General features: G+C 64.3%; 28 protein-coding genes, 1 tRNA gene and 1 pseudogene. 12 read left to right on the top strand and 18 right to left on the bottom strand.

Annotated features, from left to right (window positions below; genetic code table 11):
* Positions 1-54: 54 nt before the first annotated feature.
* The 8 genes from ACODSO_RS03990 to ACODSO_RS03955 all read right to left on the bottom strand — a co-directional run bounded on the left by ACODSO_RS03990 (position 55) and on the right by ACODSO_RS03955 (position 4,081).
* Positions 55-543, bottom strand: coding sequence for an FBP domain-containing protein (locus ACODSO_RS03990; RefSeq protein WP_489035204.1), 489 nt, complete (start codon positions 541-543; stop codon positions 55-57).
* A 21-nt stretch (positions 544-564) separates the two neighbouring features.
* On the bottom strand, positions 565-1,137 hold the full coding sequence (locus ACODSO_RS03985; protein WP_489035202.1) for a TetR/AcrR family transcriptional regulator: 573 nt from the start codon (positions 1,135-1,137) through the stop codon (positions 565-567).
* An 82-nt stretch (positions 1,138-1,219) separates the two neighbouring features.
* The gene (locus ACODSO_RS03980) at positions 1,220-1,951 is read right to left on the bottom strand and encodes a siderophore-interacting protein (protein ID WP_489035200.1); all 732 of its coding nucleotides are present in this window, start codon (positions 1,949-1,951) and stop codon (positions 1,220-1,222) included.
* Between the two features lie 14 nt (positions 1,952-1,965).
* Positions 1,966-2,403, bottom strand: coding sequence for a GNAT family N-acetyltransferase (locus ACODSO_RS03975; RefSeq protein WP_489035198.1), 438 nt, complete (start codon positions 2,401-2,403; stop codon positions 1,966-1,968).
* A gap of 218 nt (positions 2,404-2,621) precedes the next feature.
* Positions 2,622-2,712: transfer RNA gene (locus ACODSO_RS03970), tRNA-Ser, on the bottom strand.
* Between the two features lie 59 nt (positions 2,713-2,771).
* Positions 2,772-2,969, bottom strand: coding sequence for a CsbD family protein (locus ACODSO_RS03965; RefSeq protein WP_489035196.1), 198 nt, complete (start codon positions 2,967-2,969; stop codon positions 2,772-2,774).
* 93 nt (positions 2,970-3,062) lie between these two features.
* Positions 3,063-3,515: a nucleoside deaminase gene (locus ACODSO_RS03960; protein WP_489035194.1), complete on the bottom strand. Its 453-nt coding sequence runs from the start codon at positions 3,513-3,515 to the stop codon at positions 3,063-3,065.
* Between the two features lie 2 nt (positions 3,516-3,517).
* Positions 3,518-4,081 carry a tRNA adenosine deaminase-associated protein gene (locus tag ACODSO_RS03955; RefSeq protein ID WP_489035192.1) on the bottom strand — a complete coding sequence of 188 codons (564 nt, stop codon included), beginning with the start codon at positions 4,079-4,081 and terminating at the stop codon, positions 3,518-3,520.
* 82 nt (positions 4,082-4,163) lie between these two features.
* Between ACODSO_RS03955 and ACODSO_RS03950 the strand changes: the two genes are divergently transcribed.
* Positions 4,164-5,117, top strand: a complete 954-nt coding sequence (locus ACODSO_RS03950) for a prephenate dehydrogenase (RefSeq protein WP_489035191.1) — start codon at positions 4,164-4,166, stop codon at positions 5,115-5,117.
* Here ACODSO_RS03950 and ACODSO_RS03945 read toward each other — a convergent pair.
* On the bottom strand, positions 5,090-5,605 hold the full coding sequence (locus tag ACODSO_RS03945; protein WP_489035436.1) for a putative glycolipid-binding domain-containing protein: 516 nt from the start codon (positions 5,603-5,605) through the stop codon (positions 5,090-5,092). The two genes, ACODSO_RS03950 and ACODSO_RS03945, sit on opposite strands and share 28 nt — an antisense overlap.
* Positions 5,606-5,926: 321 nt before the next feature.
* Between ACODSO_RS03945 and ACODSO_RS03940 the strand changes: the two genes are divergently transcribed.
* Complete coding sequence (locus ACODSO_RS03940; RefSeq protein WP_489035190.1) at positions 5,927-6,250, top strand: hypothetical protein; 324 nt, start codon at positions 5,927-5,929, stop codon at positions 6,248-6,250.
* Between the two features lie 16 nt (positions 6,251-6,266).
* On the opposite strand, the gene ACODSO_RS03935 is transcribed toward ACODSO_RS03940, so the two are convergent.
* The 3 genes and pseudogenes from ACODSO_RS03935 to ACODSO_RS03925 form a co-directional block, all read right to left on the bottom strand.
* The gene (locus tag ACODSO_RS03935) at positions 6,267-8,399 is read right to left on the bottom strand and encodes an MMPL family transporter (protein WP_489035188.1); all 2,133 of its coding nucleotides are present in this window, start codon (positions 8,397-8,399) and stop codon (positions 6,267-6,269) included.
* A 127-nt stretch (positions 8,400-8,526) separates the two neighbouring features.
* Positions 8,527-10,385 (bottom strand): annotated as a pseudogene (locus ACODSO_RS03930) (ABC transporter ATP-binding protein).
* Positions 10,378-12,168 (bottom strand): ABC transporter ATP-binding protein, encoded by a 1,791-nt coding sequence (locus tag ACODSO_RS03925; RefSeq protein WP_489035187.1) that lies wholly within the window; start codon positions 12,166-12,168, stop codon positions 10,378-10,380. Before ACODSO_RS03925 ends, ACODSO_RS03930 begins: the two are co-directional and overlap by 8 nt.
* Before the next feature lie 182 nt (positions 12,169-12,350).
* Here ACODSO_RS03925 and ACODSO_RS03920 point away from each other — a divergent pair, with 182 nt between their 5' ends.
* The 7 genes from ACODSO_RS03920 to ACODSO_RS03890 all read left to right on the top strand — a co-directional run bounded on the left by ACODSO_RS03920 (position 12,351) and on the right by ACODSO_RS03890 (position 17,503).
* Positions 12,351-13,334 (top strand): NAD-dependent epimerase/dehydratase family protein, encoded by a 984-nt coding sequence (locus ACODSO_RS03920; RefSeq protein ID WP_489035186.1) that lies wholly within the window; start codon positions 12,351-12,353, stop codon positions 13,332-13,334.
* A 129-nt stretch (positions 13,335-13,463) separates the two neighbouring features.
* The gene (locus ACODSO_RS03915) at positions 13,464-14,612 is read left to right on the top strand and encodes a DNA cytosine methyltransferase (RefSeq protein WP_489035434.1); all 1,149 of its coding nucleotides are present in this window, start codon (positions 13,464-13,466) and stop codon (positions 14,610-14,612) included.
* A complete protein-coding gene (locus tag ACODSO_RS03910; RefSeq protein WP_489035185.1) occupies positions 14,609-15,436 on the top strand; it encodes a hypothetical protein in 828 nt (275 codons plus the stop codon). The genes ACODSO_RS03915 and ACODSO_RS03910 overlap by 4 nt, the downstream gene beginning before the upstream one ends.
* Before the next feature lie 9 nt (positions 15,437-15,445).
* On the top strand, positions 15,446-15,850 hold the full coding sequence (locus tag ACODSO_RS03905; protein WP_489035184.1) for a very short patch repair endonuclease: 405 nt from the start codon (positions 15,446-15,448) through the stop codon (positions 15,848-15,850).
* A 234-nt stretch (positions 15,851-16,084) separates the two neighbouring features.
* A complete protein-coding gene (locus ACODSO_RS03900; RefSeq protein ID WP_489035182.1) occupies positions 16,085-16,771 on the top strand; it encodes a DUF998 domain-containing protein in 687 nt (228 codons plus the stop codon).
* Positions 16,772-16,782: 11 nt separating this feature from the next.
* On the top strand, positions 16,783-17,007 hold the full coding sequence (locus ACODSO_RS03895) for a hypothetical protein (RefSeq protein WP_068375132.1): 225 nt from the start codon (positions 16,783-16,785) through the stop codon (positions 17,005-17,007).
* A gap of 10 nt (positions 17,008-17,017) precedes the next feature.
* Positions 17,018-17,503 carry a GAF domain-containing protein gene (locus tag ACODSO_RS03890; protein ID WP_489035180.1) on the top strand — a complete coding sequence of 162 codons (486 nt, stop codon included), beginning with the start codon at positions 17,018-17,020 and terminating at the stop codon, positions 17,501-17,503.
* Here the strand turns inward: ACODSO_RS03890 and dhaL are convergent.
* The 4 genes from dhaL to ACODSO_RS03870 are packed head-to-tail and all read right to left on the bottom strand — an operon-like array spanning position 17,489 to position 21,709.
* On the bottom strand, positions 17,489-19,150 hold the full coding sequence (dhaL, locus tag ACODSO_RS03885) for a dihydroxyacetone kinase subunit DhaL (RefSeq protein ID WP_489035178.1): 1,662 nt from the start codon (positions 19,148-19,150) through the stop codon (positions 17,489-17,491). The two genes, ACODSO_RS03890 and dhaL, sit on opposite strands and share 15 nt — an antisense overlap.
* Positions 19,151-19,159: 9 nt before the next feature.
* Positions 19,160-20,281: a CaiB/BaiF CoA transferase family protein gene (locus ACODSO_RS03880; protein ID WP_489035177.1), complete on the bottom strand. Its 1,122-nt coding sequence runs from the start codon at positions 20,279-20,281 to the stop codon at positions 19,160-19,162.
* A gap of 25 nt (positions 20,282-20,306) precedes the next feature.
* Positions 20,307-20,951 carry a 3-oxoacid CoA-transferase subunit B gene (locus ACODSO_RS03875; protein ID WP_489035175.1) on the bottom strand — a complete coding sequence of 215 codons (645 nt, stop codon included), beginning with the start codon at positions 20,949-20,951 and terminating at the stop codon, positions 20,307-20,309.
* Positions 20,948-21,709: a CoA transferase subunit A gene (locus tag ACODSO_RS03870; RefSeq protein ID WP_489035174.1), complete on the bottom strand. Its 762-nt coding sequence runs from the start codon at positions 21,707-21,709 to the stop codon at positions 20,948-20,950. The genes ACODSO_RS03875 and ACODSO_RS03870 overlap by 4 nt, the downstream gene beginning before the upstream one ends.
* A 169-nt stretch (positions 21,710-21,878) precedes the next feature.
* Here ACODSO_RS03870 and ACODSO_RS03865 point away from each other — a divergent pair, with 169 nt between their 5' ends.
* The 3 genes from ACODSO_RS03865 to ACODSO_RS03855 all read left to right on the top strand — a co-directional run bounded on the left by ACODSO_RS03865 (position 21,879) and on the right by ACODSO_RS03855 (position 25,090).
* Entirely contained in the window at positions 21,879-22,649 is a 771-nt protein-coding gene (locus ACODSO_RS03865) for an IclR family transcriptional regulator (RefSeq protein ID WP_489035172.1), read from the top strand.
* Between the two features lie 105 nt (positions 22,650-22,754).
* Positions 22,755-23,693 (top strand): universal stress protein, encoded by a 939-nt coding sequence (locus ACODSO_RS03860; RefSeq protein ID WP_489035170.1) that lies wholly within the window; start codon positions 22,755-22,757, stop codon positions 23,691-23,693.
* The gene (locus tag ACODSO_RS03855) at positions 23,690-25,090 is read left to right on the top strand and encodes an amino acid permease (RefSeq protein WP_489035168.1); all 1,401 of its coding nucleotides are present in this window, start codon (positions 23,690-23,692) and stop codon (positions 25,088-25,090) included. Before ACODSO_RS03860 ends, ACODSO_RS03855 begins: the two co-directional genes overlap by 4 nt.
* 98 nt (positions 25,091-25,188) lie before the next feature.
* Here the strand turns inward: ACODSO_RS03855 and ACODSO_RS03850 are convergent, their stop codons facing one another.
* Both ACODSO_RS03850 and ACODSO_RS03845 read right to left on the bottom strand, forming a co-directional pair.
* Entirely contained in the window at positions 25,189-25,716 is a 528-nt protein-coding gene (locus ACODSO_RS03850; RefSeq protein ID WP_489035167.1) for a gamma carbonic anhydrase family protein, read from the bottom strand.
* Between the two features lie 89 nt (positions 25,717-25,805).
* A complete protein-coding gene (locus ACODSO_RS03845; protein ID WP_489035165.1) occupies positions 25,806-26,291 on the bottom strand; it encodes an Lrp/AsnC family transcriptional regulator in 486 nt (161 codons plus the stop codon).
* Between the last annotated feature and the right edge of the window lie 129 nt (positions 26,292-26,420).

Raw genomic sequence — 26,420 nt, 5'->3', positions numbered from 1 at the left:
GACCGGAATTCACGCGTGATTCGGTGTACTAGCTCGGCAAAAAGGGTGCTAGCTCTACGTGTACAACCGCTCCACGAACGCGTTCAGATTCTCCTGAGCGCGGACGACCCGTTCTTCGGGAGTGAGGTTCTCGCGGTAGCGATTTCCCAGCGCCGGCGTCTTCTTGCCACGCGCGTAGAGCGAGCACGCGAGGTCGGTGCACATGTACGTGCCGACCGTGTTCCCTTTGCGCCCCGATTCGCCGACTTTGCTGGCTGTCATCAGGGAGACGTTGCCGCGTGAATGCGTTGTCATGCAGATGGTGCACATCTGGGCGCGGTCCGAACCACCGGTTTCATGTTTGAGTGCGACACCGATCAGCTCTCCCTCGCGCGGTACGACGAGGTAGCTCCGCCCGGCGTACGACGGATCTGACCAGCCGAGGAAATCCAGCTCCTCCCAGTCTGTTTCAGTGAGGTTGCGCGGAACGTTCAGACGCTTCGCATCACCCTTCGAACAGTTGACGAAGGACGATCTGATCTCTTTCTCTGTTACGGGTTCCATTTCTCCTCCTTGGTCCGAAAGTCACTGCGACGGCCAGTTTTCGAGCGCGTGGTGCAGCACGTCCAGCACACGCAGCCACGACTGTTCGGATTCGCGCGGCGGACTGTGACTGAAACCGCCCGACGCCTCCAATGCGATGAAGCCATGAAACGTGCTGCCCAACAATCGAACTGCATCGGTTTCATCCGGCTCGGTCAACCTGTACGCACGCAGAATCGCCCTCGACATCTGCGAGTGCCGGCGTGCATCGCTGGCCAACACTGCGTCGGAGTCGAGCTCGAACTGCGTGGACGCGTATCGGCCGGGGTGCTCGCGTGCGTAATCGCGATATGCACCGGCGAACGCCACCAGCGCATCTTTTCCTGCGCGGCCGGCCACGGCGTCGGACACGCGATCTGCGAGTTCGGACAGCGATGCGACCGCGACCCGTTGACGTAGATCGCGCAGGTTCTTGATGTGCGAATACAGACTTGCATCCTTGACGCCGAACGAACGGGCCAACGCGAGGACGGTCACGTTCTCGAAACCGACGTCGTCGGCCATGTCTGCGGCCGCTTCGGTCAAACGGGCGACCGTGAGCCCAGCGCGCGCCATTGCCCTCCTTGCTAGTGACAGTGGCGTATTTCCTAGCCACCCTAGGAAGGGTAGGCGTCTCCCGGCGTCGGCGCCACTTCTTTTACCGCGCGCGTAACTTCCAGTAGGCCTGCGACTTGACCGAGCCCTTCGGCAGAGCGTGGGTAGACCTGAGGGTCTTGACGATCGCCCGTGTCGACCTGCCGTCACACGCCACCCACGCAAACGCTCCAGGTGCAGGCACGAGCTTCTCCGCGGCCTCACGCAGCAGCCGTCCGTCGTCGATTCGCTCGAACCACGTCACCTCGACTGACGGACCCGCATGTACAGGGAGCTGACTGTCGGACTCGTACTGCCATTCGAGCCACACTCTCGCCGGGGTGTCACCGATCGCATCGAGCAGGGTGTTGATCGCCGGGAGCGACGCCGTGTCGCCGAAGATCAGGAACTCCGACGGCGTCGGTACCGGGATCGTGAAGTTCGACGAACCGGAACCTTTCGGCATCAGGCTCGCAGCGAGCGTGTCGCCGGGTTGCGCGTTCTGCGCCCAGATCGACGCCGGGCCGTAATGGACCGCGAACTCGATCGAAAAACTGTCCGACGCCGGATCCTGTTCGAGCAGCGTGTAGCCGCGTTGACGTTCCCTGCCGGTGCCGTCGTCGAACCACAGCCGGACCCACTGCGTCGGGTGCACGGGATAGTCGGCCAGCAGCCCGTGGGATGTGAAACCGATGCGGATGTACTTGTCGGTGACGGGCTCTACTGTCGTCACGGTCAACGTGTAGTCGTCCGCTCGGTAGGCCTTCATGATGATGCCTTCGACGCCTCTGCTCATAAGGGCAGGGTAACCTAATTCGAGGTGTATATCCGCTCGGTCGGTCTGGTTCCGTCGGACATGATCCACTCGGCGTCTCGTCGGCCGACCAGCGTCCAACCGGTTCGCTCGTACAGCGCGATGGCTCGCTCAGCGGATTCGACGACGTCGAGCATCAGCACCCCGCGGCTGCGCGCGCGGCGCAGTAGGGCTTCTCCGACCTTCGATCCCCTTGCACTCGGATCGACGAACAGCCTCGACACCCACAACTCGTCGTTCCGCCCGGTGAGGACCAGGTGTCCGACCAGGCGCCCGTCGCGCTCAGCAACCCACGCGGCCACGGAGTTCTGGGGTGCGAGCCACTCGGACGGATCGTCGGGCCAGCGGTTCGGGTAGCCGTCGGACTGGTGAACTTCTGCCAACATCCGTATGCAGCCGGGGAGGTCGTCGGGTCCTCGGGGCCGAATTTCCACTTCTGCGACGGTACCGAATGTTGAGCGAATGTCTCATTCGGTCACTTGGCGAGCCGAGCGCGCACCTTCCAGCCCACGCACGCGTTGCAACCTGCGCACTGGCTGGAACCTGCGCGGCCAAGCCGGCCCGCAGCGAATGTCTCATTCGGTCACTTGGGGCGGCGGCCGAACGCACACAAAAAAATCTCCCCACCCGACGGATCGGGTGGGGAGATTCTTGGCGGTGGCGGAGGGATTTGAACCCTCGGACGGGGATTACCCGTCACACGCTTTCGAGGCGTGCTCCTTAGGCCGCTCGGACACGCCACCGCGGAAAACTGTACCGTAGTGACGGCCCGAGACTAAATCGCCTGCTCAGCCATCGGAAATCAGTTCCCGGTGAGCTTGTCCTTGATGTTGGAGGCTGCGTCCTTGACCTTCTCCGCGCCATCCTTCACTGCGGACGAGAGCTGGTCGCCCTTGCCTTCTGCTTCGAGGTCCTTGTTGCCGGTGACCGAACCGGTAGCTTCCTTGGCCTTGCCGCCCAGATCCTCGGCCTTGTTACCAATTTTGTCGTCGAGTCCCATTTTTGCCTCCTGAGGATGCGTCGTACAGAACGCAGTTTTCGCGTTCCCTGCCCCGGTACTTACCCCCGAGTAGGACCGATAAACATGAGAGTTTCATAAGCGTTTCGCGTCGAAGAACTCGCGCAATGCCGCGCCGCACTCGTCGGCGAGAATCCCTCCGCGTACCTCGGGCCGATGCGCCAGGCGTCGATCACGCACCACGTCCCATAGCGAACCCACTGCTCCGGTCTTGGGTTCCCACGCGCCGAAGACAACGCGAGAGACGCGCGCAAGGACCAATGCCCCGGCACACATGGTGCACGGTTCGAGGGTCACTGCGAGCGTGCAGCCTTCGAGCCGCCAACCGTCACCGTGCACGGACGCAGCGGCGCGCAGAGCCAGGATCTCGGCGTGCGCCGTCGGATCGCCCGAGGCTTCACGAGCATTGGCCGCCCTGGCCAACTCTCGGCCGTCGGCGTCGAAGACCACAGCGCCGACCGGTACATCCAGCTCGGAGGCGTCACCCGCAGCCGCCAGAGCGGCACGGATGAGCTCGACGTCCGTCATAGCTACCGAGGAAGCTTGTCCAGGACAGCTCCGAGTTCGTCGGGGAATCCGAGGCGCTGCGCGATGGAGCCGAGTTGCTCGTCCGGGTAGAGGTCGGTCTCGGCGACGATGATGCCCATTACCGCCTCAGGAAGCCCGAGATCGGCCAGCAGGCCCATGTCTCCCTCTGGCCACGGCTCGACGTCGTCCAGCTCGTCAGAATCGAAATCCGGGATGTCGATGTTCAGTTCGTCGAGCACATCCGCCGCGATGTCGTACTCGCCCGCAAGACTGGCGTCGGACAACAGGAGACGGGTGCCCGACGGTGCAGGCCGAAGGACGACGAAGAACTCGTCGTCGACGTCCAGTAGACCGAAGACGGCACCTGAACTCCGCATTTCACGCAGTTCGGTCTCGGCGGCCGACAACGACGTCAGCGCACTCGATGGCAGTGGTGTCACTCTCCACTTGCCGTCTTCACGGACCACTGCGACGCCGAAGCCTTCCAGGTCGTCGAACGCGTTGCTATCCGGACCGTCGAACTTCTTCGCCTTGGCGGAGTTGTTACTCCCGCGCTGTGCAGCCATGCGCGCAACGGTAGTCGCCGGACTACCTCAAAATGAAGTCCACCGCGGTCGCCCCTGTTTGCCCGTGTGAAAACCTGGTCGGGTGACTACTGCTCCCGTCTGTGTACTAGGGCTCGGCCTGATCGGCGGATCTGTGCTTCGAGCGGCTGTTCGCGCTGGCAGGACCGCGTGGGGGTACAACCGCTCGGCCGATGCGATCGCAGGCTCCGCCGACGCCGGGTACGACACCGGCACCGACCTGACAGCGGCCCTCACACGGGCAGCCGAGTCCGGCGCGCTCATCGTCATCGCGGTGCCGATGCCCGCAGTCGACTCGATTCTCGACGCCATTGCCGAACACGCGCCCGACAATCCGATCACCGACGTCGTCAGCGTCAAGGTCGAGGTCGCCGAGGCGGTGGCACGGCACGAGCTCGCGGCCCGATACGTGGGCGGGCATCCGATGGCAGGCACCAACCGATCAGGCTGGTCTGCGGCGGACCCCGACCTGTTCCGCGACGCGGTGTGGGTGGTGACCGTCGACGACGGTTCCGACCCCGGCGTCTGGCGTGAGGTCGCCTCGCTGGCACTGGATTGCGGATCGGTCGTCGTGCCGACCGTCAGCGACGAGCACGATCGAGCCGTCGCCCGCATCTCCCATCTGCCTCACCTACTGGCCGAGGCGCTGGCGGCGGTCGGCGCTGTCAGCCCGCTTGCGATGGGACTGGCCGCAGGTTCGTTCCGCGACGGAACCCGGGTTGCGTCGTCGTCGCCCGATTTGGTCCGGGCCATGTGCGAAGGCAACGCCGACGCGCTCACCGATGCACTGGACGACGCCTTGGCCCTACTGACCAGGGCGCGCGAGGAACTGGTCACCGAACGGTCGACGAAGACGCTCGTCACCGCTGGGCACGCTGCGCGCACCCTGTACGAACAGCACGAGCGGTTCGACATTATCGACGTCGAGCCTGGCGAACCCGGCTGGCTGGAGAAGTTCCGGGCAGCCGCGAGACGAGGCGGCGTCGTGCGTCAGATCCGCTCGGCGAGCCCCGGGTAGTCCAGGACGAATCCATCGGCGTCCACGGTCACGGAGGAGCTGGACACCGGCGACAACACGTGGATCCCATCGGCGCCGCTGCTGTAGGTGAGTGCTGTTTCCTGAATGCTCAAGTCGAGCAGGTTCACGTAGACCACAGGGACCTGGACGTCGGTCGAATCGGTGTGCAGTCCGAGGCGGCGGATCGGCAGGGTGTTGAAGAACGGGCTCAGCACGACGTCGACGTCGAGTGCACCGTTGTAGGTGGAGCGCTGGTGATTGGACGAGTTTTCGATCATCCAGTAGCCCTCGTCGTCGCGACTCACCGATGCCTGCTTCTCGCCGCCCGCGACCGAAGTGCGCAGCGAGAGCCGTCGGGTGACGCCGTTCTCGTCGGTCACCAGGTCGTACGACGCGCTGAACGCCGGGTGTTCCGAGCAAGCGCCGCCGATGATCCGCCCGGCGGCCTTGATGCGGTTGCCGTTGAGCTGGACGCGAACCGACTCCATCCGGGGAGCATCGTGCGCGCGCCACGTCAGGATCGCCGGCCAAGTCTGCGTGGACGAGGCTGGAGCCGCTGTGGGAAGGCCCGACGGGTCTGGGGTGGAGGCCGTTTCTACACCCGATGTTGGAGTGGTCACTTGACTACGGTAAGCGACAGCGGGGCCGACAGATCAAGCGGTGCTGATTTTTCTCCCGTCAGCGGTCCAGGCTTACCCTGAACGGAGCTCCACCCAACGGCGAAACGACGGGTTTCTCGCCGGGTTCACGTGACGTCCGTTACAGGTGAACATCTGTCTTCAACTCCTCACCCTCACTAGTCTGGCCGTGTGACTGGAGGTGGCTTCGACTTCGCGCACTCCGAGCAGGCCGCGAAAAGTCGACAGGACAAGGCGACGGCACTCGCGCGCTACATCTGGGAGCGAGGCATCGACGGCCCCGAGCTGCTGGCCTTGACCGACGCCGTGCGGCGCAAACTCGCAAGGGCAGCCGACATCACTCCCCCGAGCAGCATGGAGACGTGGTCGATGGCCGCGGAACTGCTCGTCAGCAAGAACGAGTGGGCATCGGCGAACCCGACGCACCCGTCCGCGTCGCCACAGCACGTGGACGAGAAGATCATGTGGGTCAAGCCGCCGATCAAACCCTGGTAGGAACCGCCCGCCGTCACTACTCACGCACGGCAGACGACCTGCGCATCGGCCACCAGAACACCCGCCCTTGCAGCGCCGACAGGCTCGGCACCAGCAGCGGCGCCATCAGCAGAGCCGCAATCGTCACACCCACCGCGACGCCGAACCCCAGCTCGGCCAGGTTCGCCAGCCCCGTCAGCATGAGCGACGCGAACGTCAGCGCCAGGATCACACCGGAAGCGGCAACTGTCGGCGCGTCGTTCGCGACGGCTTCTCGCGCAGCCTCGCGCGGTGAATGTCCGTTCTGGAATTCCTCACGCAAGCGGGACCCGATCAGGATGTTGTAGTCGGTTCCGATCGCGACGACGAACAGATACAGCACGATCGGTATGGAGAAGTCGATGCCGTCGTATCCGACGAACCGCAAGAAGACCAGCACGACGCTGCCGAGCGTCGCGGCGAAGGTGAGAGCAACGCAGACGAGCAGATTCAGCGGTGCGATCACTGCTGTCAGCAACAGCGCAAGAATGATCGCGATGATCACGGCGGCTACGGGGAAGACGAGGCGAGTATCGGCCTGCAACTGCTCGCGCACATCGACGAAGGTCGATGTCTGGCCGCCGACGAGTACGTTCACTCCGGGGACAGCGGCGCTGTGCGCGGCGTCGCGGACCGGCCCCTCCACGAGGTCGAGAGCGTCGTTGGAGTACGGATCGTCCTGCAGCACAGCGCTGATCACCGCAGCAGTGCCGTCCTGACTGATTCTGGGCGGCGACACCGACGACACCCCCGCCACCTGTCCGACGTCCGACGAGATCGCGCCGAGTACCTGTTGGGACACCGGGCCGTCCCCGGTCACGTAGATCTGAGTGGGGCTGAGAGCACCCGCGGGGAACGATTGATTCAACGTGTCGAACGCTTGCTGCGAGGACGTGCTCGACGGCAGCTCGTCGAGCGTGTTGTACGTGGAGGTGTATCCCGAGGAGAACACCGCGAGTACGACGAGCACCAATCCGATGGCCCCCGCGATCAGTCCTGGTCGCCGCGCGATAATTTCACCGACCGAGTCGAACGGTGTTCTGGCGCTGCTGTGTCCGTGCCCGAGCGGCCAGAAGAGATGTCGACCCAGCACGGTGAACAATGCGGGCACCAACGTCAGTGCCGTGATGAGCATGACCGCAACCGCGATGATCAGGCCCGGCGCAAGTGTGCTGAGCGAGCCGAGTTGGGCCAGCAGAAGGGCCGCGAACGCGCCGATCACCGTCAGCGCCGAGGACGCGACGACCTTTCCCACCACCGTCACCGCGAACAGCAGAGCCTCGGTGTGCGTGTCACCGCTGCGGAGCCGTTCTCGGTAGCGGAACAGCAGGAACACCACGTAGTCGGTTCCGATGCCGAACAACACGACCACCAGGATCGAGCCCAGCGTGGTACTGACCTCGAATCCGAACAGTGCCGCGACATCCGCTGTCAACGCGGTGACGACCAGCAACACGATGCCGATGACGAGCACCGGAATGACGGCGATGATCGGACTCCGGAAGATCAGGCCCAACAACACGAGAATGACGATGACCGTCGCGATGGTGATGATCTGGTCGGCCCTGTCGTATGCCGCTGTGGTGTCGACGCCGATCGCCGCGTTCCCGGTCAGTCCGCTCACCAGATCGGATCCCTGCAATGCCGCGTCGGCGTTGTCACGGACGACGGGTACCGCGGCGTCGACGATCTCGTCGCCCGGCTGGCCGGCGAACGACACCTGAAGCGCCGCGGCCCGTCCATCCTGGGACAGCGACTGGGGCGTGGCGCTCACGCTCACGACGCCCGGAATGTTCTCGTTCTGCAGCGTTGTTGCCAATCCTGTCGCGGCCTGTTGATCCTCCGGAGACAGCGCTGCCCCGTCGGATCGCGTCACCACCAGGCTTCCGGTTGCACCGGCCAGCGTCGGAAAGTACTCGTTGCCCGCTGCCTGGGCCTGCGAGGACTCGAACGAACTCGGCAGGAACGTCTGCTGATTTCCCGTCGTGTAGTCCTCGAGGCTGGGCGAGAACACGATGGCTGCTGCGGCGAGAACCAGCCAGGCAGCGATGACCTTCCACGGGTTGGACACGACGAACCGGGCCAAGGAAGCGAACATCATTCCCCGCTTCTGGAGAACATTGCCGGGCATCGAGCGTGGGTGACAGTCCCGGCATGCCTGCCACCGATCGCTGAAGCGCACAATCGAAGCTTGTGCCGTTCGACCAGGTCATTATGCTCCAAGCGCATCGACGCCCGCAGGACTTCGCCTGACGTGACTACCCGCCCGCGGGATGTCCAGCGGCGCTCAGCTCCCAGGCATCGTGAAGACCCGCGAATCGCCCGTGCACCGCGATGAGATCTGCAGGCGATCCGTCCTCGACGATTGCGCCGTCCTCCATCACCAGTACACGGTCCGCGATGGCGACGGTCGACAACCGGTGCGCGATGATCAGCGCGGTCCGGCCCTGCAGAATCGTCTCGAGAGCTCGCTGAACCAGCCGCTCGCTCGGAATGTCGAGGCTCGAGGTCGCCTCGTCGAGCACGATCACCGCGGGCGCCGCGAGGAACACCCGGGCGAATGCCACGAGCTGGCGTTGACCCGAGCTGAGCCGTCCACCGCGTTTGCGAACATCGGTGTCGATTCCGTCCGGCAAGGTCGCGATGAACTCCGTCAGCCCGACGGCTTCTGCGGCAGCGGCCACTCGGCATCGGTCGCCGACGGTTTGCCGAGCCTGATGTTGTCGGCGATGGAACCGGAGAACAGGAACGATTCTTGCGTCACCATGACGATGTGCTGACGCATGTTCTCGTCGTCGAGCCTGCGCAGGTCGATGCCGTCGAGGCTGACGGAACCGTCGGTCGGGTCGTAGAACCGGGCGAGAAGTTTCGCCAGAGTCGACTTTCCGGCTCCGGTCGCGCCGACCATCGCCACCACCTGCCCGGCCGGGATGTGAAGCGAGAACTTGGGCAGAACGACGCGTTCGGCGTTGTACGCGAACTGAACGTCATCGAAATCGATGTCGCCTCGCGCCCTGTCCAGCACTATCGGATCCATCGGCGCCTCCACCGACGGCTTCTCCTCGAGGACACCCGAGATCTTCTCGAGCGCAGCAGCAGCCGACTGGTAGGCGTTGAACACCTGAGCCAACTCGTCGAGCGGACCGTAGAACCGACGAAGGTACAGAACGTAGGCCGCGAGAATCCCGATATCCATGTGACCGTTGATCACCCGATAGCTACCGAACACGAGGATGATCGCGAGAGTGACGTTGCCGATCCATCTCACGATGCCGGTGTAGCTCGCCATTCCACGCAGCGCGGACGTCGTCGCATCCCGGTATTCGGTGTCCTCGGCAGCAAGAATTGCGTTGTTGCGCGTCTCACGACGGAACACCTGTACCGCACGGATGCCGCCCATCGACTCGACGAAATGCACGACGACCTTCGCGATCGCGACGCGTGTTCGCCGGTAACCGGCACGCTGCTGGCGCTGCGACCACCGCGTGACCAGCACCAGAGGAACGAAGCCCGCCAACACGATCAGGGCAAGAGGCACATCGAGATACACCAGGATGATGGCGATACTGACGATGGACAGGATGGCGGACAAGGCGTCGTTGAGGGCACTTTCGAGCAGCGTCTGCAGCGATTCGACGTCACTGGTGAGCCGTGAGATCAATCGTCCCGAGGTGTACTTCTCGTGGAACGAGAGGCTCAACTGCTGGGCATGGGTGAACACTCGGCCTCGGAGATCGAAGAGAATCGCCTGGCTGAGGCGGCCTGACACCATCAGGAACGTGTACGTCGTGATCGCTCCGAGTATTCCGAATGCGATGTAGCCGAACACGGTCCACGCCAGCGGCGCCCAACTCCCGTCGGCAGCCGCCGAGATACCGTGGTCCAGCGCGTATGCGATGAACAGCGGGCCCGCAACGAAGGCGAGGTTGTCGACGAGGATGATCGCGAGTGCGAGCAGGGCTTGCTTCCGATACGGCCGAACGAGCGACATCAGCAGTCGCCTCGACCTGCCCGCGAGAATCAGGTTGCCCGTGGAATCGACGGTGGAATCTTCGTTTCCTACTCCCCGCCAATCATTCTCAGCCACCTCTTTCTCAGCCACCTCTTTCTCAGCCATCGATAGATCCCATCACGTGACGGTATTTCGCCGAGGTCGCCAGAAGACGCTCGTGCGTACCCTGTTCCACAACTCTTCCGTTCTCCAGATACAGCACTCGGTCTGCGAGTGCAGCAGTGGACGGCCGATGCGCGACGAGCACTGTCGTCGAATGCGGTAGGACGCGTCGCAGATCCTGCTGAACCAGCGCTTCGGTACCGACGTCGAGCGCCGACAGCGGGTCGTCGAGCACGAGAATGCGAGGCTTGCCGAGTACCGCACGTGCCAGCGCCAACCGCTGGCGCTGTCCACCGGACAGGCTCATGCCCTGTTCTCCGATACGGGTGTCGAGACCCCATGGCAGCGTCTCGACGAATTCGCGTGCGTGCGCAATACCGAGCGCTTCGTCGACATCGGCGTCGGTGGCGTCGGGGCGCCCGAGTGCGATGTTCTCTCGGACGCTGGCCGAGAACAGAACTGGGTCCTCGAACGCAACCGACACGACCGAACGCAGATCCGCCAGCGCCAGCGTCCTGATATCGATGCCGTCGATCGTCACCGACCCCGACGTCACGTCGAACAGCCGCGGAACGAGGTTCGTCAGCGCAGTCTTGCCGCTCCCGGTGACGCCGACCAACGCGACCGTCTCACCCGGTTCGACCCGGAAGTCGACGTCGATCAGCAGCGGCGACGAGGCGTCGGGAAACGTGAATCCGACGCCTCGGAATTCGAGGACACCGCGGATATCACGGGGCAGTGGAACCGGGTGCTTCGGTTCGGTGATCGTCTCCGGGGTATCCATGATCTCCCAGTAGCGATCTGCTGCGGTTCGAGCGTTGTTGAGTTCGGCGAGAAGGAATCCGAAGGATTCGATCGGCCACAGCAGGAACGCCACGATCGCCATGGCGGCGACGAGCATTCCCGCAGTCATGGTGCCCTGCACGATCGAGTAAGCCCCGAACGCCAGCATGACGCCGATGCCGACAGGCGGGATACCGACGATCAATTCCCACACGATGGCGAGGTAGCGAACCTTCTTCATCTCGGTGCCGCGGAGCGTTGCCGCCTCACGCAGGAACCGCCGCCTCAGATGCGCGCTGCGACCGAAGGCCTTGAGCACCCTGATGCCCTGAATGGACTCCTCGACGGTTGTGGTGACGTCGCCCGCCTGATCCTGCGCATCACGTGCGACGACGCGGTAGAGCGTTTCGAATCGCGCGCAGACGATCACCAGCGGGACCGAGGTGACTGCCATGATCAGTCCGAGTTGCCAGGATTGAACGAACAGAACACCCAGTCCGACAACCAAAGTCACGGTGTTGATGATGATGAACGGGCCGACGAACGCGAAGAACCGACGCAGCGACGACAGGTCGGCAATGGCCCGAGAGAGCAGTTGCCCCGACTCCCAGCTCTCGTGCGCCGAGACCGACAGTCTCTGCAACTTCTCGAAGACCGCTGCGCGAGCCGAGATCTCGAACTGACTCGACGGAGCCGACACCAGATAGCGACGGACCCAGATTCCGACCGCGTCGACTGTTCCGAGAAACAGCACGAGCGCCGCGGGCCACCACACGCCGGCGAAATTGCCGTCGGTGATCGGCCCGTCGATGACGCCCTGCAGTACCAGTGGGATCACCAGCCCTGTCAGCGTCGCGATGAGAGAGATGACGATCGACGCCGTGAAGTGCCACCGGTACGGCCTCAGGAACGGCAGTAGCCGGGCCAGCGAGCTCGGTTGCTTGGTGTCGAGGTTCGACTCATCGAGGGTTGTCGGTCGGTCTTCGAGCACACCCGTGGACACTGACTTTCTCCTCACTTGCTGTGGAATGCATGGTTTCACTCCGACAGCCCTTGGACCAACCGATTTTTCTGCGGTCGCATTCCATCGTCGAACCTCGACCATGGTTGATGTCAAGGTCGAGTTCTTCTGCTGCTGGCCGAAATCGTTGCCGCCGACTCTGCACGGGCGGCACGATGGTGTCGATGAGGCTGCTGATGCTGGGAGGGACGCGATTCGTCGGTCGCGTCGTCGTGGACGATGCGCTCGCGCGCGGCTGGGAGGTCACGGTGCTGCACCGCGGACGCACCGGTGTCGCACCGTCCGGCGCCGACGTTCTCCACGTCGACCGCACCGACCCCGGGGCGCTCGCAGATGCCGTCGACGACCGCCGATGGGACGTCGTCGTCGACACCTGGGCTGGCTCTCCGCTCGTCGCCACCGAGGGCGCCAGTGTCCTGAAAGGCCACGTCGAACGCTACGCGTACGTGTCGAGCGTGTCCGTCTACCGATGGGGACAGCACGTCGACGAACGCTCGCCGCTAGTCGATGCAGAATCGACCTCCGACTCCGACGGCGACTACTCCGCGGCCAAACGTGGGGCCGAACTCGGTGTGCTGGCCAGTTTTCCGGACGCGCTGCTGGCCCGAGCCGGGTTGATCCTCGGACCACACGAGGACATCGGACGCCTGCCGTGGTGGCTGCAGCGCATCGCAGCGGGCGGGAGGGTCGTTGCACCCGGTGTCCCGGACCGTCCTCTGCAGTACGTCGACGCGCGAGATGCCGCGTCGTTCGTTCTCTCCGGACTGGCGTCAGGACTCAGCGGCGCATACGACGTCATCAGCCCATCCGGTCACGCCACGACCGCTGAACTGCTGCACGCGTGCGTCGACGCCACGGCGTCCGAGGCCGAGCTGGTGTGGATCGACGAGGATCGTCTGGCTGCCGCTGGAGCGCAACCCTGGACACACCTTCCGTGCTGGGTTCCGCAGACGGGCGAATGGGCCGGCTTTCTCGAAGGCGACACGACCGAGGCCGCCCGCGCAGGGCTCGACAGCCGACCGATCGGCAGTACCGTCCGGGACACTTGGGAGTGGATGCGGCGTGAGTCGATCCTGCCGGCTCAGCGTGCAGACCGTCCTGTCCACGGGCTTCCGCCGGAGATCGAACGGGCGCTGCTGGACGATTGACCGATAGTGGCGATTGACCGATTGCGATCGGCTGGCCGCGTGGTTGGCGAAACCTGTCGGAGTTCTCGAGTAACGTTCTGCACAGAGTTTTGGCTTCGGGAGAGAAGGATGCGCGTGGGTTCGCGATCGATGGTGGGGCTGTTCGCCGGGATCGGCGGGCTCGAGTTGGGGCTCTCCGGGCAGGGGTGGTCGACGGAACTGCTGTGCGAAATCGACCCCGGCGCCGGCGCCGTTCTCGGCGCACGCTTTCCCGACGTTCCTCTGCATCGCGATGTCACAAAGCTGCGCGGTCTGCCGTCGGGCACCGAACTCGTCGCGGCCGGATTTCCATGTCAGGACCTGTCGCAGGCCGGTCGGACGGCAGGAATCACCGGTGCAAGATCAGGACTGGTCGACGAGGTCTTCCGGCTCGTCAAACGCCGCAACGGCCCGCGGTGGTTACTCATCGAGAACGTTCCCTTCATGCTGCAGCTCGGCCGCGGCGCCGCAATGAGGCACATCACCGACGCATTGTCCGACCTCGGTTACATGTGGGCGTACCGCGTCGTCGACGCCCGGTCGTTCGGGCTTCCGCAGCGCCGCCAGCGGGTGCTCATGCTCGCCTCTCGTACCGAGGATCCACGCGACATCTTGTTCGCTCAGGACGAGGGACCTCTTCCCGACGGCGACCCGTCCGAGCAGCCGTGCGGCTTCTACTGGACCGAGGGCACGCGTGGTCTCGGCTGGGCAGTCAACGCGGTCCCGACGCTCAAAGGAGGTTCGTCGATCGGCATCGCCAGTCCCCCGGCAGTTCGGCTTCCCTCCGGGGAGATCGTGACGCCCGGGATCGTCGGCGCCGAGCGGCTGCAGGGCTTCGATCCCGACTGGACGGCTCCGGCCCTCTCGCTTCCCGGGGTCCGCGCTGGGCACCGATGGAAGCTCGTCGGGAACGCAGTGAGTGTGCGCATGGCGTCGTGGGTGGCATCTCAGCTCGATCATCCGCAACCGCACGACCACTCGGACGACGTCCCGATTCTCCCGGGTCAGGCCTGGCCGGCCGCTGCGTGGGGCGCGAAGGGCACGGCGTTCCGGGTGCATCGGTCGACGTGGCCGGTCCACGAACCGTACGAGAACCTCAGTGATTTTCTCGACGACTCGCGGTTGCTGTCGGCGCGCGCTACCGCGGGCTTCCTCAAACGCGCGCAGATGGGCAATCTGCGTTTCGTGCCGGGATTCCTCGACGACGTCGAATCGCACCTCGACCGCATGGGCGGGCACCCGAACCCGAGAGCCGCATGAGCGATCAGCTGTTTCCCGATCCGCCTGCGCTAGCCAGACCTCTCGCGCTGGCGGGGGTCAAACCTGCGCCCGACGCCGACCGAAGCGACAAGAAGAACTACGCGCAGCGGCTGTCCAATCACCTCGCACAAACCGTCGCCGACGCCCTCCGGCCGCACTATCCCAACATCACTCCCGACGCGATGGGCGTCGGGCAGGAAGCGCAGGTCGACGTCGCGAAGGGCCGCAAGAGGCTCGACGTCAAAGCCTTGGATCCGACTCTCGGATTGATCCTCTGCGTATCCATCAAGACGTACAGTTTCCGCGATTTCAGCCCCCGAACCGGCAAGTTCGGCCGCTGGACCAAGAACATCGTCCGCAACGATCACGAGTTGCGCGGTGAAGCGATGGTGCTGCACCAACGCCAGCCGTACAGCGTGCTCGTCGCCGTCATGTTCGAGCCGTTCTTCACCTGCGACGACGGCGACGCCTCCAAGGCCAGTGACATCGGTAAGTCGTCGTTCGCGCATCACGTCACGACGTTGTCGAAGAGGTCGGGACGCGGCAAGCGGGCCGTCGTCGGCGGTACCGGAAAGATGTGGGTCGATCTCGGCGCCGAGGACACTCGGTACGACCTGTTCGAAAAGGTGTTCATCGGGCTCTACGACACCGACGGTGAAGTCCGGTTCTTCGACGTCGACGAGTCCCCTCCTCGCAACGGTCGACCGACCAACGCCCAGACCCTCTCGTTCGAGGAGTTCACCGCGGTCGTGCATGGGGAGGTCGAGCGGCGCAACAAGTTCGCCCCGACCTGGTCCGAACCCGAGGACAGCGAAGACGGGTAGTTTCGCGCTATGTCCAGGCCCTCGACCGATGCTGCGACCAGTGCGCGGCTGAGCAAGCAGCGCCGCCGCGACACCAAACCGGAGGTCGCGCTTCGTCGTGAACTGCACCGCCGTGGGCTCCGGTACTTCGTGGACCGCGCTCCCTTCAAGGGCCTCAGGCGTCGGGCAGATCTGGTCTTTCCGCGGCGAAAAGTGGCCGTGTACGTGGACGGGTGCTTCTGGCACAGCTGCCCCGAACACGCCACCAAGCCCCGCAACAACGCACAGTGGTGGGCCGACAAACTGGCCGCCAACGTCGCCCGCGACCGCAATACCGACGAACGCCTCGAAGCCGAAGGGTGGGCCGTCGTGCGGGTGTGGGAGCACGAGCCGGTCGCCGATGCCGCCGACAAGGTCGTCCGGGCGCTGGGGTGACCGGGCCTGGCTGGTGTCCGCTTGGTGACCGAATGTCTGTTTCGGTCTCCCGAGCGCAGCGAAAGGCTGTTTCGGTCACTCTGAGTGTGCGAATGTCTCATTCGGTCTCCCCGGCGCAGTGAACGGCTGTTTCGGTCACTCTGAGTGTGCGAATGTCTCATTCGGTCACCTCAGCGCAGCGAATGTCTCATTCGGTCACCAACAAGACCCCCGAGCCCCACTACTCTGATACGCGTGGGTCAGGAGTGGAATACCAGCAGAGCATGGGCACCGCGGGCGGTAACCGTGCTGCTGGTCATCGCCGGAGTTCTGTACTCCGCTTGGGTTGCGGAGTTCTTTCTCGACACCGGCCTCGACCCTGCGGTGTCGTTTCTCAGTGAGCTCGACGCAGCCGACCAACCGTATCGACACTTCTTCAGCACCGCGGACCTGCTCACCGGAATCATGCTGATCGCAGCGGCGGCCCTGGGTCTCGCCACGTTCACGCGCAAACGACTGACGGTTACGGGTTGGATCGCGATCGGAATTTTCGGCGCAGCAACGATCGCAGACTCACAGCTTCCGATCGAATGTGTCGCGGCGAACGACCCGTCCTGCCCTGTCGAGCCGAGTGGATTGTTCCCGCAGCTGCACCACATTCACGCGCTGACCAGCACAATCGCGGTGTTCGCCGTCTTCACCGCGATGATCGTCTTCACCGCTGCGGCATTCCGCTACCGAACGCTGCCGCTGCTCCGAACCGTGGGCCTGACCGTGCTCGTCATCACCTCACTGGCCACTGCCTGGCTGATGATCGCCGACAACCTACCCGGCTCGTCAGGCCTCGGGATCGCGCAGCGAATCCAGGTCTCCGGGATGTCGGCATATCTCGTCGCACTCGGGTTGGCAGTTCGGATCCGCAGAGTGGCGCTGACCGGGTAATTTCCTGAGGTATGTCGGGTAAAGATCGAATTCTGAGCTTTCTGAAGACGCACTGGGTGCCGATTCTGCTGGTGATCCTCGCGGCAGTGTTCATCGCCGAGAATCGATACAGCACCACCATCGAGCTGTTCTGGCTGAGGATCACCTCGCCACTGTGGCTGATCCTGCTCGTGCTGTTCGCCGTCGGCTTCGCGGCCGGACGCCTGAGTGGTCGACGGAAGCCGGTCAAGAAATAGACTCGCCCATATGTCGTTCACCGCTACCGCCCTCGAAGGCACGAAAACCGAGCAGTACGCGCAGCTGACGCAGCAGGCCGCCGCGCTCACCGCTGGCGAACCGAACCGGATCGCCAACGCGGCGAACATTTCTGCGCTCGTCTACCACGCCCTGCCCGAGGTCAACTGGGTCGGTTTCTACCTGTTCGACGGCACCGAACTCGTCGTCGGACCGTTCCAGGGACAACCTGCGTGTGTGCGTATCGCACTCGACAAGGGTGTGTGCGGTGCCGCTGCGACGACCCGCGAGACCCAACGCATTGCCGACGTCCACGCATTCGAAGGCCACATCGCGTGCGACGCCGCGACCCGATCCGAACTCGTCGTTCCGCTGTACGACGGTGACACCCTCGTCGGCGTCTTCGACCTCGACAGCCCGATCCCGGACCGCTTCGACGCCGACGACCAGGCCGGTCTCGAAGCTATCGCCCGGGTCTACTTGTCACCGAGCCTCTGACGCAGCCTCGAAGAACCACGCCATCACCAGCGCACCGGGATCTACGACGCCTCGAGCCGCGTCACCTACGTACGACGCGCGTCCTCTGTTGGCGGTAAGGTGCTCGGTTGCCTGAGCCCCGGCCGTCGCGGCAGCGGCTGCGTCGCGTAGACCTTTGTCCAGATTTGTTGCAGCTTCGAGCGCTTCCACTGCCGGGGCGATGGCGTCGACCATCGTCTTGTCACCGATGCGCGCACCGCCGAGGTCTGTGATGGTGTCGAGACCGCTGCGCGCGGCGGCGGTGATCGATTCGAGGTCCACCGATTCGAGGCAGGTGTAGAACTGTCGGAACCAGATTCCGAACAGCGCGCCGGAGGTTCCTCCTGCGTGCCCCAGGTATGCCTCGGATACTGACTCGAATACCGTTTGTGCGGAGTAGGTTTCGCGGATGCTGGCGAGGTCCAGTTGCTCCAGAGCAGAGACCATGTTGGTTCCGAAGTCGCCGTCGCCTGCGCGCCGGTCCAGTTCGGTCAGCGCGGGTTCTTCGGCAAGCACCCGCTCGGCCCACGAGGCGATCCAGGAGGATACGAACCCGTCCTGAGGTGAATCACTCTCGGTCGGAACGAAACTCGGACCGAACCGCTCCCGTACGCCCAGTGTCGATGCACTCGTGGCGGGGGTGTTGGGCCATGCGGGCGCGTCGGTTTGCGCATCCCACAGCTCGAGGATCTCGTCGTCGACGCGCACGAGCGTGATGGATGCGCCACCCATGTTCAGCGCGGTGACCAAACTTCCCACTAGCGGGCGAGCAATGTCGATTCCTTTGTCGGCCAACAGCTCTGCCAGCTCTCCGTACAGGAGATGCAGCTCCATCGGGTGGGTCGCACCGAGCCCGTTCACAAAGGCGATGACGGACTCGCCTCGTTCGAGGTCCAGCGAGTCGACGACCGGCTGGGCCAGCTCCGCAACGATGTCCTGGGCCGACATCGTCGGGACCCGCGTCGTTCCTCGTTCGCCGTGAATCCCGATGCCGATCTCGATTTGACCGTCCGGCAGGTCGAACGAGAACTCGGTGGATCCGGGCAGCACGGACGGTTGCAACGCGACGGCCATGCTTCGTGCGTTGGCGGCGACCCGTCGACCGATCGCGACCACCTGCTCCATCGTGTCCCCACGCTCGGCGGCAGCCCCGCAGATCTTCTCGACGACGACGGTAGCTGCGGTTCCACGTCGGCCCGGGCCGTCACCGTCGGCGCGTTCGGTGGCGACGTCGTCGTCGACCAGGACGAAGCTGGAGTCGATCCCGTCTTCGTGCAACAACTCTCGCGCAATACGGAAGTTCATCACGTCGCCGGTGTAGTTCTTGACGATGTGCACCACTCCACCGCCGACACTGACCGCCCTGGATGCTCGGTGAACCTGCAGTGCGTTCGGCGAGGTGAAAATCAATCCAGGGCACACTCCCGCGAGCATCCCGGCGCCGATGAATCCCGCGTGCATCGGTTCGTGACCGCTGCCGCCGCCCGACAGAAGCGCGACCTGCCCCGCTGGCAGCGGTTCGCGTCGCGTCAGGAATCCCGGATCTGCGTGCCATGCGATGTCGCCGGTGGAGGCGATCAGGCCGCGAACGGCATCGGATACGAAGGTCGAGGGGGAGTTGACGAACATGCCTCCACCCTAGCCAGGCATCGGCGGTGGCGGCAGCCGGTAGCCGACGGGCGTCGCCGAGAAGTCGATCGGGTTCCGCACACCTGCGCTTGCAGCGCCCGGAACCTCCACGCGTGGCGTCAATCCCAGCGATTCCGCGAACGCGAACGCCTCGTCGAGGGAGTTGACGGGACCCGCAGGGACGTGGCGTTCGGACAGCGCCCGGTACCAGTCGTCGGCAGATCGGGTCGCGAAACGCGCCGTCAACTCCGAGACCAGGGCATCGCGATTCGACACCCGCGCGGAGTTGCCAGTGAAGCGTGCATCGCTCGACAACCACGGCAGCGAGACGACGTCCGCCAGAGCGGCGAACTGCTTGTCGTTGCCCACGGCGAGGGCAAGCGGACGATCCGCGGTCTCGAACACTTCGTACGGGACCACCGACGGGTGTTTGTTGCCCATCGCAGTCGGCACGACCCCGGCGCCCAGGTACGCGGCCGATTGATTGCTGAGCGCGGACAGCACGCACGACATCAAGTTCGTGTGCACGTACTGGCCGAGGCCCGACTGCGAACGATGATGCAGCGCAGCAAGTATCCCCGCCAATGCGTGGAGACCGGTGACGATGTCCACCATCGCGACACCGACCTTGGTCGGGGTCTGCGGGTCGGGGCCGGTGACACTCATCAGACCTCCGACGGCCTGGACCAGCAGATCGTATCCCGGTAGTGCAGCCCCTCCACCGGTACCGAAGCCGGTGATCGAGCAGTAGATCAAACCAGGCCATTCGGCCGACAACGCGGTGTACCCGAGCCCGAGTTGATCCATGGTTCCCGATCGAAAGTTCTCGATCAGAATGTCTGCACCGGAGACGATCTCGCGGGCCTCGATCAGTCCAGCCTCGGTCTTCAGATCGATCGCCCGCGAGGTCTTGTTGCGGTTCACCGACGCGAAATAGGTTGCGGTGCCGTTCGAATCGTAGGGTGGGCCCCAGGATCGGGTGTCGTCGCCGTCACCGGGTCGTTCGATCTTGATCACCTCGGCGCCCATGTCGCCGAGCATCATCGTCGCGTACGGGCCCGCGAGGACCCGCGAGAAGTCAGCGACGACGAGGCCTGCCAGCGGACCTTCGATTCTCGGTGATTCAGCCATTCGGCCATGGTGACACAGAGACCTGTCAGGCCAGGGGAACGCCCGTCGCTGCCTCGACCTGTTCCCTGGTTACACCTGGCGCGAGCTCGGCCAACGCCAGTGTTCCGTCGCCCACGACGTCGATGACAGCAAGGTTGGTGACGATTCGGTTCACGACGCCCTGACCCGTCAGCGGCAGCGTGCACGCGTCGAGAATCTTCGGGTTGCCCTCACGGTCGGTATGTTCCATGACCACGATGACCCGGCGTGCGCCGTGAACAAGGTCCATCGCACCGCCCATCCCCTTGACCATCTTGCCCGGAACCATCCAGTTCGCCAGATCGCCGGCACGCGATACCTGCATCCCGCCGAGTACTGCCGTGTCGATGTGGCCGCCGCGAATCATGCCGAACGACAACGACGAGTCGAAGAATGCCGCACCGGAGTTGACGGTGACGGTTTCCTTGCCTGCATTGATGAGGTTCGCGTCGATGTTCTCCTCGGTCGGGTACGGGCCCGTTCCGAGGATGCCGTTCTCCGAATGCAGTACGACTCGGACTTCGGACGTCAGATATCCGGGAATCAATGTGGGCAAACCGATTCCGAGATTGACGTATTCACCGTCGATCATCTCGGCCGCGGTCCGCTCGGCCATCTGCTCACGGGTCCAGCCTGCTACCGCTGTGGTCATGCTTGTCCTCCTACACTGACCGTGCGCTTTTCGATGCGCCTGTCCTGGGGTCCGGTGTTCACGATGCGCTGAACGAAGACGCCCGGCAGATGCACTGCACCCGGGTCGATCTGGCCGGGCTCGACAAGGCGCTCGACCTGGGCGATCGTGATCTTGCCTGCCATCGCAGCGAGCGGATTGAAGTTCATTGCAGTCTTGTCGAACACAAGATTGCCCTCGGTGTCGCCGATCTCGGCGTGGACCAGCGCGTAGTCGGCGTTGATCGCTTCCTCGAGCACGTAGCGCTTGGCACCGAAGACGCGAGTCTCCTTGGGCGGTGACGAGATCGCGATACTGCCGTCGGTGTTGTACCGCCACGGCATTCCCCCGTCAGCGATGGGGCTTCCCACGCCGGCAGGGGTGAAGAACGCTGGAATCCCGGTGCCGCCGGCGCGCATACGCTCGGCCAGCGTGCCCTGCGGGGTCAGTTCGACCTCGAGTTCACCCGCCAGGTACTGCCGTGCGAACTCCTTGTTCTCTCCCACATACGACGCGGTCACGCGTCGAATTCGACCCAGCGCAAGCAGAATTCCCAGGCCGTGGTCGTCGACACCGCAGTTGTTGGAGAACACCTCGAGATCCGACGCGTAGGTCTCCCCGATCGCCTGGATCAAGGCGACAGGAATCCCGCAGAGCCCGAACCCTCCGACCGCCACACTCGAGCCGTCACCGATGTCCGCCACGGCGGATGCCGCTGACTCGTACACCTTCCCTGCCACTGAAGCCTCCTTCTCTGTCCACACAGCGAACGCGCTGCATCACTGCACTCAGTAGACGCTGAACTGTGGATTGCAGGAAGGGGATAACGAGAATCAAGCCGGAAGTGGTCGCGTGGCGAACCATCGGACTATATGCGTTCACTGGGCGGACGCTTGCTAGAGTCGGGATGTGCCCTCGAATGTCGCGCCGAACGTCATCGCCCGCACGGCGGCGCTTCTGCGTGCTGTCGGTGCGGCCGAGCCCGACGGCGGATCCACCACCGAGTTGGCCCGCGCCACCATGCTGGCTCGCCCGACGGCGCACCGACTGCTGACATCCCTCGCGGACGAGGGGTTTCTCGACCGAGATACCGCAACCGGCAGGTGGACGCTCGGGCCGGAGATGTACCTGCTCGGATCGGCCGCCGCGGGCCGCTACGACATCACCGACCAGGCGCGGCGCGTCGTACACACGCTTGCCGCGGTCAGCGGTGAGAGCGCATTTCTGTCCGCACGCCGCGGCGACGAGACAGTCTGTCTACTCCGCGAAGACGGAAGCTTCCCGCTGCGCTCTCATGTCCTGTACGAGGGCATCAGGTTTCCGCTCGGTGTGGCGTCGGCGGGGATGGTGATACTGGCGCACCTTCCCGACCGCGAGGTCGTCGACTATGTGAAGAGAACCGACCTTCAGTCCGAGTGGGGACCGGAACATTCGTCGGAGGCGTTGAGGCGACGTGTCGACGCGACCCGCGTAACCGGGTACGCCGTCAATCCTGCGTTGCTCGTCGAGGGCAGCTGGGGAATCGGCGCGGCGGTGTTCGATCGCACCGGCAAGCCCGCATGGGCGTTGAGCTTGACCGGCGTCGAGACGCGCTTCCGGCCGGAACGCCACCACGAACTCGGCACCCTGTTGCTCGAGCAAGCACACATTCTGACCGGCCTTCTACGGCCCGAACGCTGAACAGGTAGCGACACCTCCCGCGCACGCACTGGCACTTCCGCTGCGCGAGAGCAGCCTCGGTCCCATACTGAGCTGATCTTGCTGCTCGTCCCACGAAAGGCGTATATGGGGATCAGTATCAGTGCGATGGTCGGGTGGGTTCCCGACGACTCGGGACGCGACGCACTTGCGCTCGCCGCGAGGCTTGCGGCCTCGGGGGACGTCGCGGTCCAGACCTGCACGGTCCTCCCGCAGTCGTGGCCGTTCCCGTCGATGGCCAGGGTCGATGCCGAATACCAGCGCTGGCTCGCCGAGCGGGGCGTCGCCGCGGTGAAGGCTGCGGAGAGCGCGATCGGCGAGTTGGGGCTCACGCCCGCCGACCCCGCTGCGTTCTATACCAGCAACACAGCCGAAAGCGCCGGACTGAACGAGGCAGCCAAGCAGTACCACGCGGACATCGTCGTACTGGGTTCCACCGCAGGCACACCGGGACGATTCGCGCCGGGCAGCACGACCGATTCACTGCTGCATTCCTGCGCCGTGCCGTTGGCGCTCGCACCGATCGGCACCCGCGAATCGGTGAAGGCCCTCGATCGCATCAGCTGCGCCTACGTGGGAACGGCTCAATCGGAGGACGCGCTGCGGACGGCGTCGACTCTTGCCGATGCCTGGTCACTCCCGTTGCGACTCATCGCGTTCGCACCCCGCGCCTCCACCACTTTCCCTCCCCTCGGCGGGTACGGCGCCGAGGACGTGGTGAGCGCGCGCTGGAAGGAACAGGCCGACACTCTTCTCGGGCAGGCGCGAGCCGCTCTCGAATCGTCTCGACCCGGCCTGGTCGTAGAGACTGCAACGGTCGCCGGAAACGGCTGGGAGGCAGCGGTCGATGCCGCCGCCTTCACCGACACCGACCTCCTCGTCGTCGGTTCGTCCCGCCTCGGGCCGTTGGCCCGGGTCTTCCTCGGCTCCTCGGCGTCGAAAATCATTCGGTACGCTCGCGTGCCGATGCTCGTCGTACCCCGCGGCAGTTCACTGCATGCCGGCACCACTACGGAGGATCAATGAGTACACTGCTGCGGCGCAAGCCGATCGGCGACATCGCTGCCCTCGAATCCGACCACGGTGGTACGCAACTCAAGCGGAGCATGAACACGTTCCAACTGACGTGCATCGGCGTCGGGTCGACCGTCGGCACCGGTATCTTCTTCATCTTCAGCAACGCGGTGCCGCTGGCGGGTCCGGCGGTGATCTTCTCGTTCATTCTCGCCGCGATCACGGCGGGACTCACGGCCCTCTGCTACGCGGAATTGGCGTCGAGCATCCCAGCGTCGGGGTCGACGTACACCTACGCGTACACGATTCTCGGTGAGTTCGTCGCGCTGCTGGTCGGTGCGTGTCTCATTCTAGAGTACGGCGTGTCCACGGCTGCAGTGTCGGTGTTGTGGAGTCAGTACCTGAACGATTTGTTGAACCGCCTGTTCGGCTTTCAGATTCCAGACGTGCTGAGCCACGCCCCCGGTGACGGCCTCGGATTCGGGATCAACGTTCCGGCAATCGTTCTGGTCGCCCTGTGTGCGCTACTGCTCATTCGCGGCACCAGCGAATCCGCTCGCGTCAACGCGATCATGGTGGTCACCAAGATAGGCGTCCTTGCAATGTTCGCCGTCATTGCATTCTTCGGCTTCGACATCTCCAACCTCGAGCCGTTCGCGCCCTTCGGAGTTGCGGGCATCGGGGCCGCGTCGGGCATGATCTTCTTCACTTTCATCGGACTCGACGCCGTGTCGACGGCGGGCGAGGAGGTCGAGAATCCGAAAAGAACGCTGCCGATCGCGCTCATCACCGCGCTGATCGTCGTCACGGTCATCTACCTGGTCGTCACGTTCGCGGCCATCGGCGCACAGAAGTACACCGAATTCGAAGGCCAAGAAGCCGGCCTGTCGGAGATCCTGCAGAACGTCACCGGTACGGACTGGCCATCGATCATCCTGTCCGCGGGAGCCGTCGTGTCGATCTTCTCGGTCACGCTCGTCACGCTCTACGGTCAGACCCGGGTGCTGTTCGCGATGAGTCGGGACGGCATGATCCCGGAGATCTTCTCCGACGTGAGCCCGAAAACGTTGAGCCCCATCCCCAATACCATCATCGTGGCCATCGTGGTCTCGCTGATGGCGGGGCTGTTACCGCTCGACTTCCTCGCCGATCTGGTGAGCATGGGGACGCTCGTCGCGTTCACGGTCGTGTCTGCGGGCGTCATCATTCTGCGTCGACGTGAACCCAATCTGGAGCGCGGGTTCCGAGTGCCGCTGTACCCCGTGTTGCCAGTTCTGTCGATCCTCGCGTGTTTGTACCTGATCTCGACGCTGCACTGGCAGACCTGGCTGCTGTTCGCGATCTGGCTGGCCCTGACGACGGTCTTGTACTTCACGTACTCGCGGCATCATTCTCGCCTGAACGTGTAGGGATCCGGGGCTCCTGGCCTCCTGCGGCTCCGCCGCAGTGGCGTGGTCAAGCACATCGGGGTGCACTCAACCGTGCCACTGGGCGCGGAGCGCCCCCACTACACAGGTCTTGCCGATCGGTGCTGCTTCAGCAATTCTCGATACACCGCAGCGTTGAGCCCGTTGTGCCCGACCTCCTCCTCGGTGAGTTCACGACGAATCTTGGCCGGCACACCCGCAACCAGAGATCGCGGCGGAACTTGCGTGCCTTCGAGAACGAGAGCACCAGCTGCGACCAAGCTGCCTTCGCCGATGACCGCGCCGTTCATGACGATCGCGCCCATGCCGACGAGGCTGCCGTCGCCGATCGTGCACCCGTGCAGCACCGCGTTGTGCCCGACGCTCACGTTCTTCCCGACCGTCAACGGGAACCCTGGGTCGACGTGCGCGGCCACGCCGTCCTGAAGATTGCTGCCCTCGCCGATCGTGATGTCCTCGAACTCGGCACGCAGTACAGCGCCGTACCAGATTCCTGACGACGCCTCGACGCTCACGCGACCCACTACCGTCGCGGTAGGTGCAACCCAGGCCTCCGGGTCGACCGTCGGGCGTCCTCCCTCGAGCGCCCAGAGCGGTCCTACGGTCATCCGATCATCCGTCATAAGTTGCTTCCCTTCATAGGCAGAGCACTCCGCAATCGCTAGAAACTGCGCAGTCGACGACACTACCGACCCGACTACCGGCCGGCCTGAGGTATCGGTTCGCTCAACCCGCCCCGCGCCTCGTCGAAGATCAACCACGTTCGAGTCGAGCGCACCCCGTCCAGTGCCTGGAGTCCTTCGAGGACCACATGCCGCAGGGTTTCATTGTCCGGGGTGCGCACCAGGACGAGCACGTCGAAATCTCCGCCGAGCAAGCTGAAGTGATCCACGAACAGCATCGACCGCAAGCGGTCCGACACCGAACGCCACGAATCCTGCCTGATGGACATGGCGATGAAGGCCGACGTACCGAGCCCCGCCACCGCGTGATCGACCTGCACCGTGAAGCGTTCGATTACTCCCGAATCCTTCAGGCGGTCCACCCTCGTATACGTATGCGCGCGAGAGAGATTGAGCCGTTCGGCCAGCACTCGCATCGAGACCCGTCCATCGCTCGACAACTCGTCGAGAATTCGGCGATCCACGTCGTCGAGTTCAACTCGTTTTGCCACGTCGTCCATACGTCCGCTCCCACCCGCTCATTCCGGCATTGCACCGGACGATTGTCATCAGTGCCGACCCAATTTCGACCATACGTCTGCAATGCTACGACGCATCGACTCATCGATCTCCAACTGCGCCAGAATCGC

It is taken from the genome of Rhodococcus sp. FG69, from assembly GCF_057808915.1.
This window is presented reverse-complemented; position numbering and strand designations above follow the sequence as displayed.

Bases quoted from the DNA above. Each gene is read 5' to 3' on its own strand.
- ACODSO_RS03990 (WP_489035204.1), bottom strand. From the start codon at position 543: ATGGAACCCGTAACAGAGAAAGAGATCAGATCGTCCTTCGTCAACTGT.
- ACODSO_RS03985 (WP_489035202.1), bottom strand. From the start codon at position 1,137: ATGGCGCGCGCTGGGCTCACGGTCGCCCGTTTGACCGAAGCGGCCGCA.
- ACODSO_RS03980 (WP_489035200.1), bottom strand. From the start codon at position 1,951: ATGAGCAGAGGCGTCGAAGGCATCATCATGAAGGCCTACCGAGCGGAC.
- ACODSO_RS03965 (WP_489035196.1), bottom strand. From the start codon at position 2,969: ATGGGACTCGACGACAAAATTGGTAACAAGGCCGAGGATCTGGGCGGC.
- ACODSO_RS03960 (WP_489035194.1), bottom strand. From the start codon at position 3,515: ATGACGGACGTCGAGCTCATCCGTGCCGCTCTGGCGGCTGCGGGTGAC.
- ACODSO_RS03955 (WP_489035192.1), bottom strand. From the start codon at position 4,081: ATGGCTGCACAGCGCGGGAGTAACAACTCCGCCAAGGCGAAGAAGTTC.
- ACODSO_RS03945 (WP_489035436.1), bottom strand. From the start codon at position 5,605: ATGGAGTCGGTTCGCGTCCAGCTCAACGGCAACCGCATCAAGGCCGCC.
- ACODSO_RS03935 (WP_489035188.1), bottom strand. From the start codon at position 8,399: ATGCCCGGCAATGTTCTCCAGAAGCGGGGAATGATGTTCGCTTCCTTG.
- ACODSO_RS03920 (WP_489035186.1), top strand. From the start codon at position 12,351: ATGAGGCTGCTGATGCTGGGAGGGACGCGATTCGTCGGTCGCGTCGTC.
- ACODSO_RS03915 (WP_489035434.1), top strand. From the start codon at position 13,464: ATGGTGGGGCTGTTCGCCGGGATCGGCGGGCTCGAGTTGGGGCTCTCC.
- ACODSO_RS03910 (WP_489035185.1), top strand. From the start codon at position 14,609: ATGAGCGATCAGCTGTTTCCCGATCCGCCTGCGCTAGCCAGACCTCTC.
- ACODSO_RS03905 (WP_489035184.1), top strand. From the start codon at position 15,446: ATGTCCAGGCCCTCGACCGATGCTGCGACCAGTGCGCGGCTGAGCAAG.
- ACODSO_RS03895 (WP_068375132.1), top strand. From the start codon at position 16,783: ATGTCGGGTAAAGATCGAATTCTGAGCTTTCTGAAGACGCACTGGGTG.
- ACODSO_RS03890 (WP_489035180.1), top strand. From the start codon at position 17,018: ATGTCGTTCACCGCTACCGCCCTCGAAGGCACGAAAACCGAGCAGTAC.
- dhaL (WP_489035178.1), bottom strand. From the start codon at position 19,150: ATGTTCGTCAACTCCCCCTCGACCTTCGTATCCGATGCCGTTCGCGGC.
- ACODSO_RS03880 (WP_489035177.1), bottom strand. From the start codon at position 20,281: ATGGCTGAATCACCGAGAATCGAAGGTCCGCTGGCAGGCCTCGTCGTC.
- ACODSO_RS03875 (WP_489035175.1), bottom strand. From the start codon at position 20,951: ATGACCACAGCGGTAGCAGGCTGGACCCGTGAGCAGATGGCCGAGCGG.
- ACODSO_RS03860 (WP_489035170.1), top strand. From the start codon at position 22,755: ATGGGGATCAGTATCAGTGCGATGGTCGGGTGGGTTCCCGACGACTCG.
- ACODSO_RS03855 (WP_489035168.1), top strand. From the start codon at position 23,690: ATGAGTACACTGCTGCGGCGCAAGCCGATCGGCGACATCGCTGCCCTC.
- ACODSO_RS03850 (WP_489035167.1), bottom strand. From the start codon at position 25,716: ATGACCGTAGGACCGCTCTGGGCGCTCGAGGGAGGACGCCCGACGGTC.
- ACODSO_RS03845 (WP_489035165.1), bottom strand. From the start codon at position 26,291: ATGGACGACGTGGCAAAACGAGTTGAACTCGACGACGTGGATCGCCGA.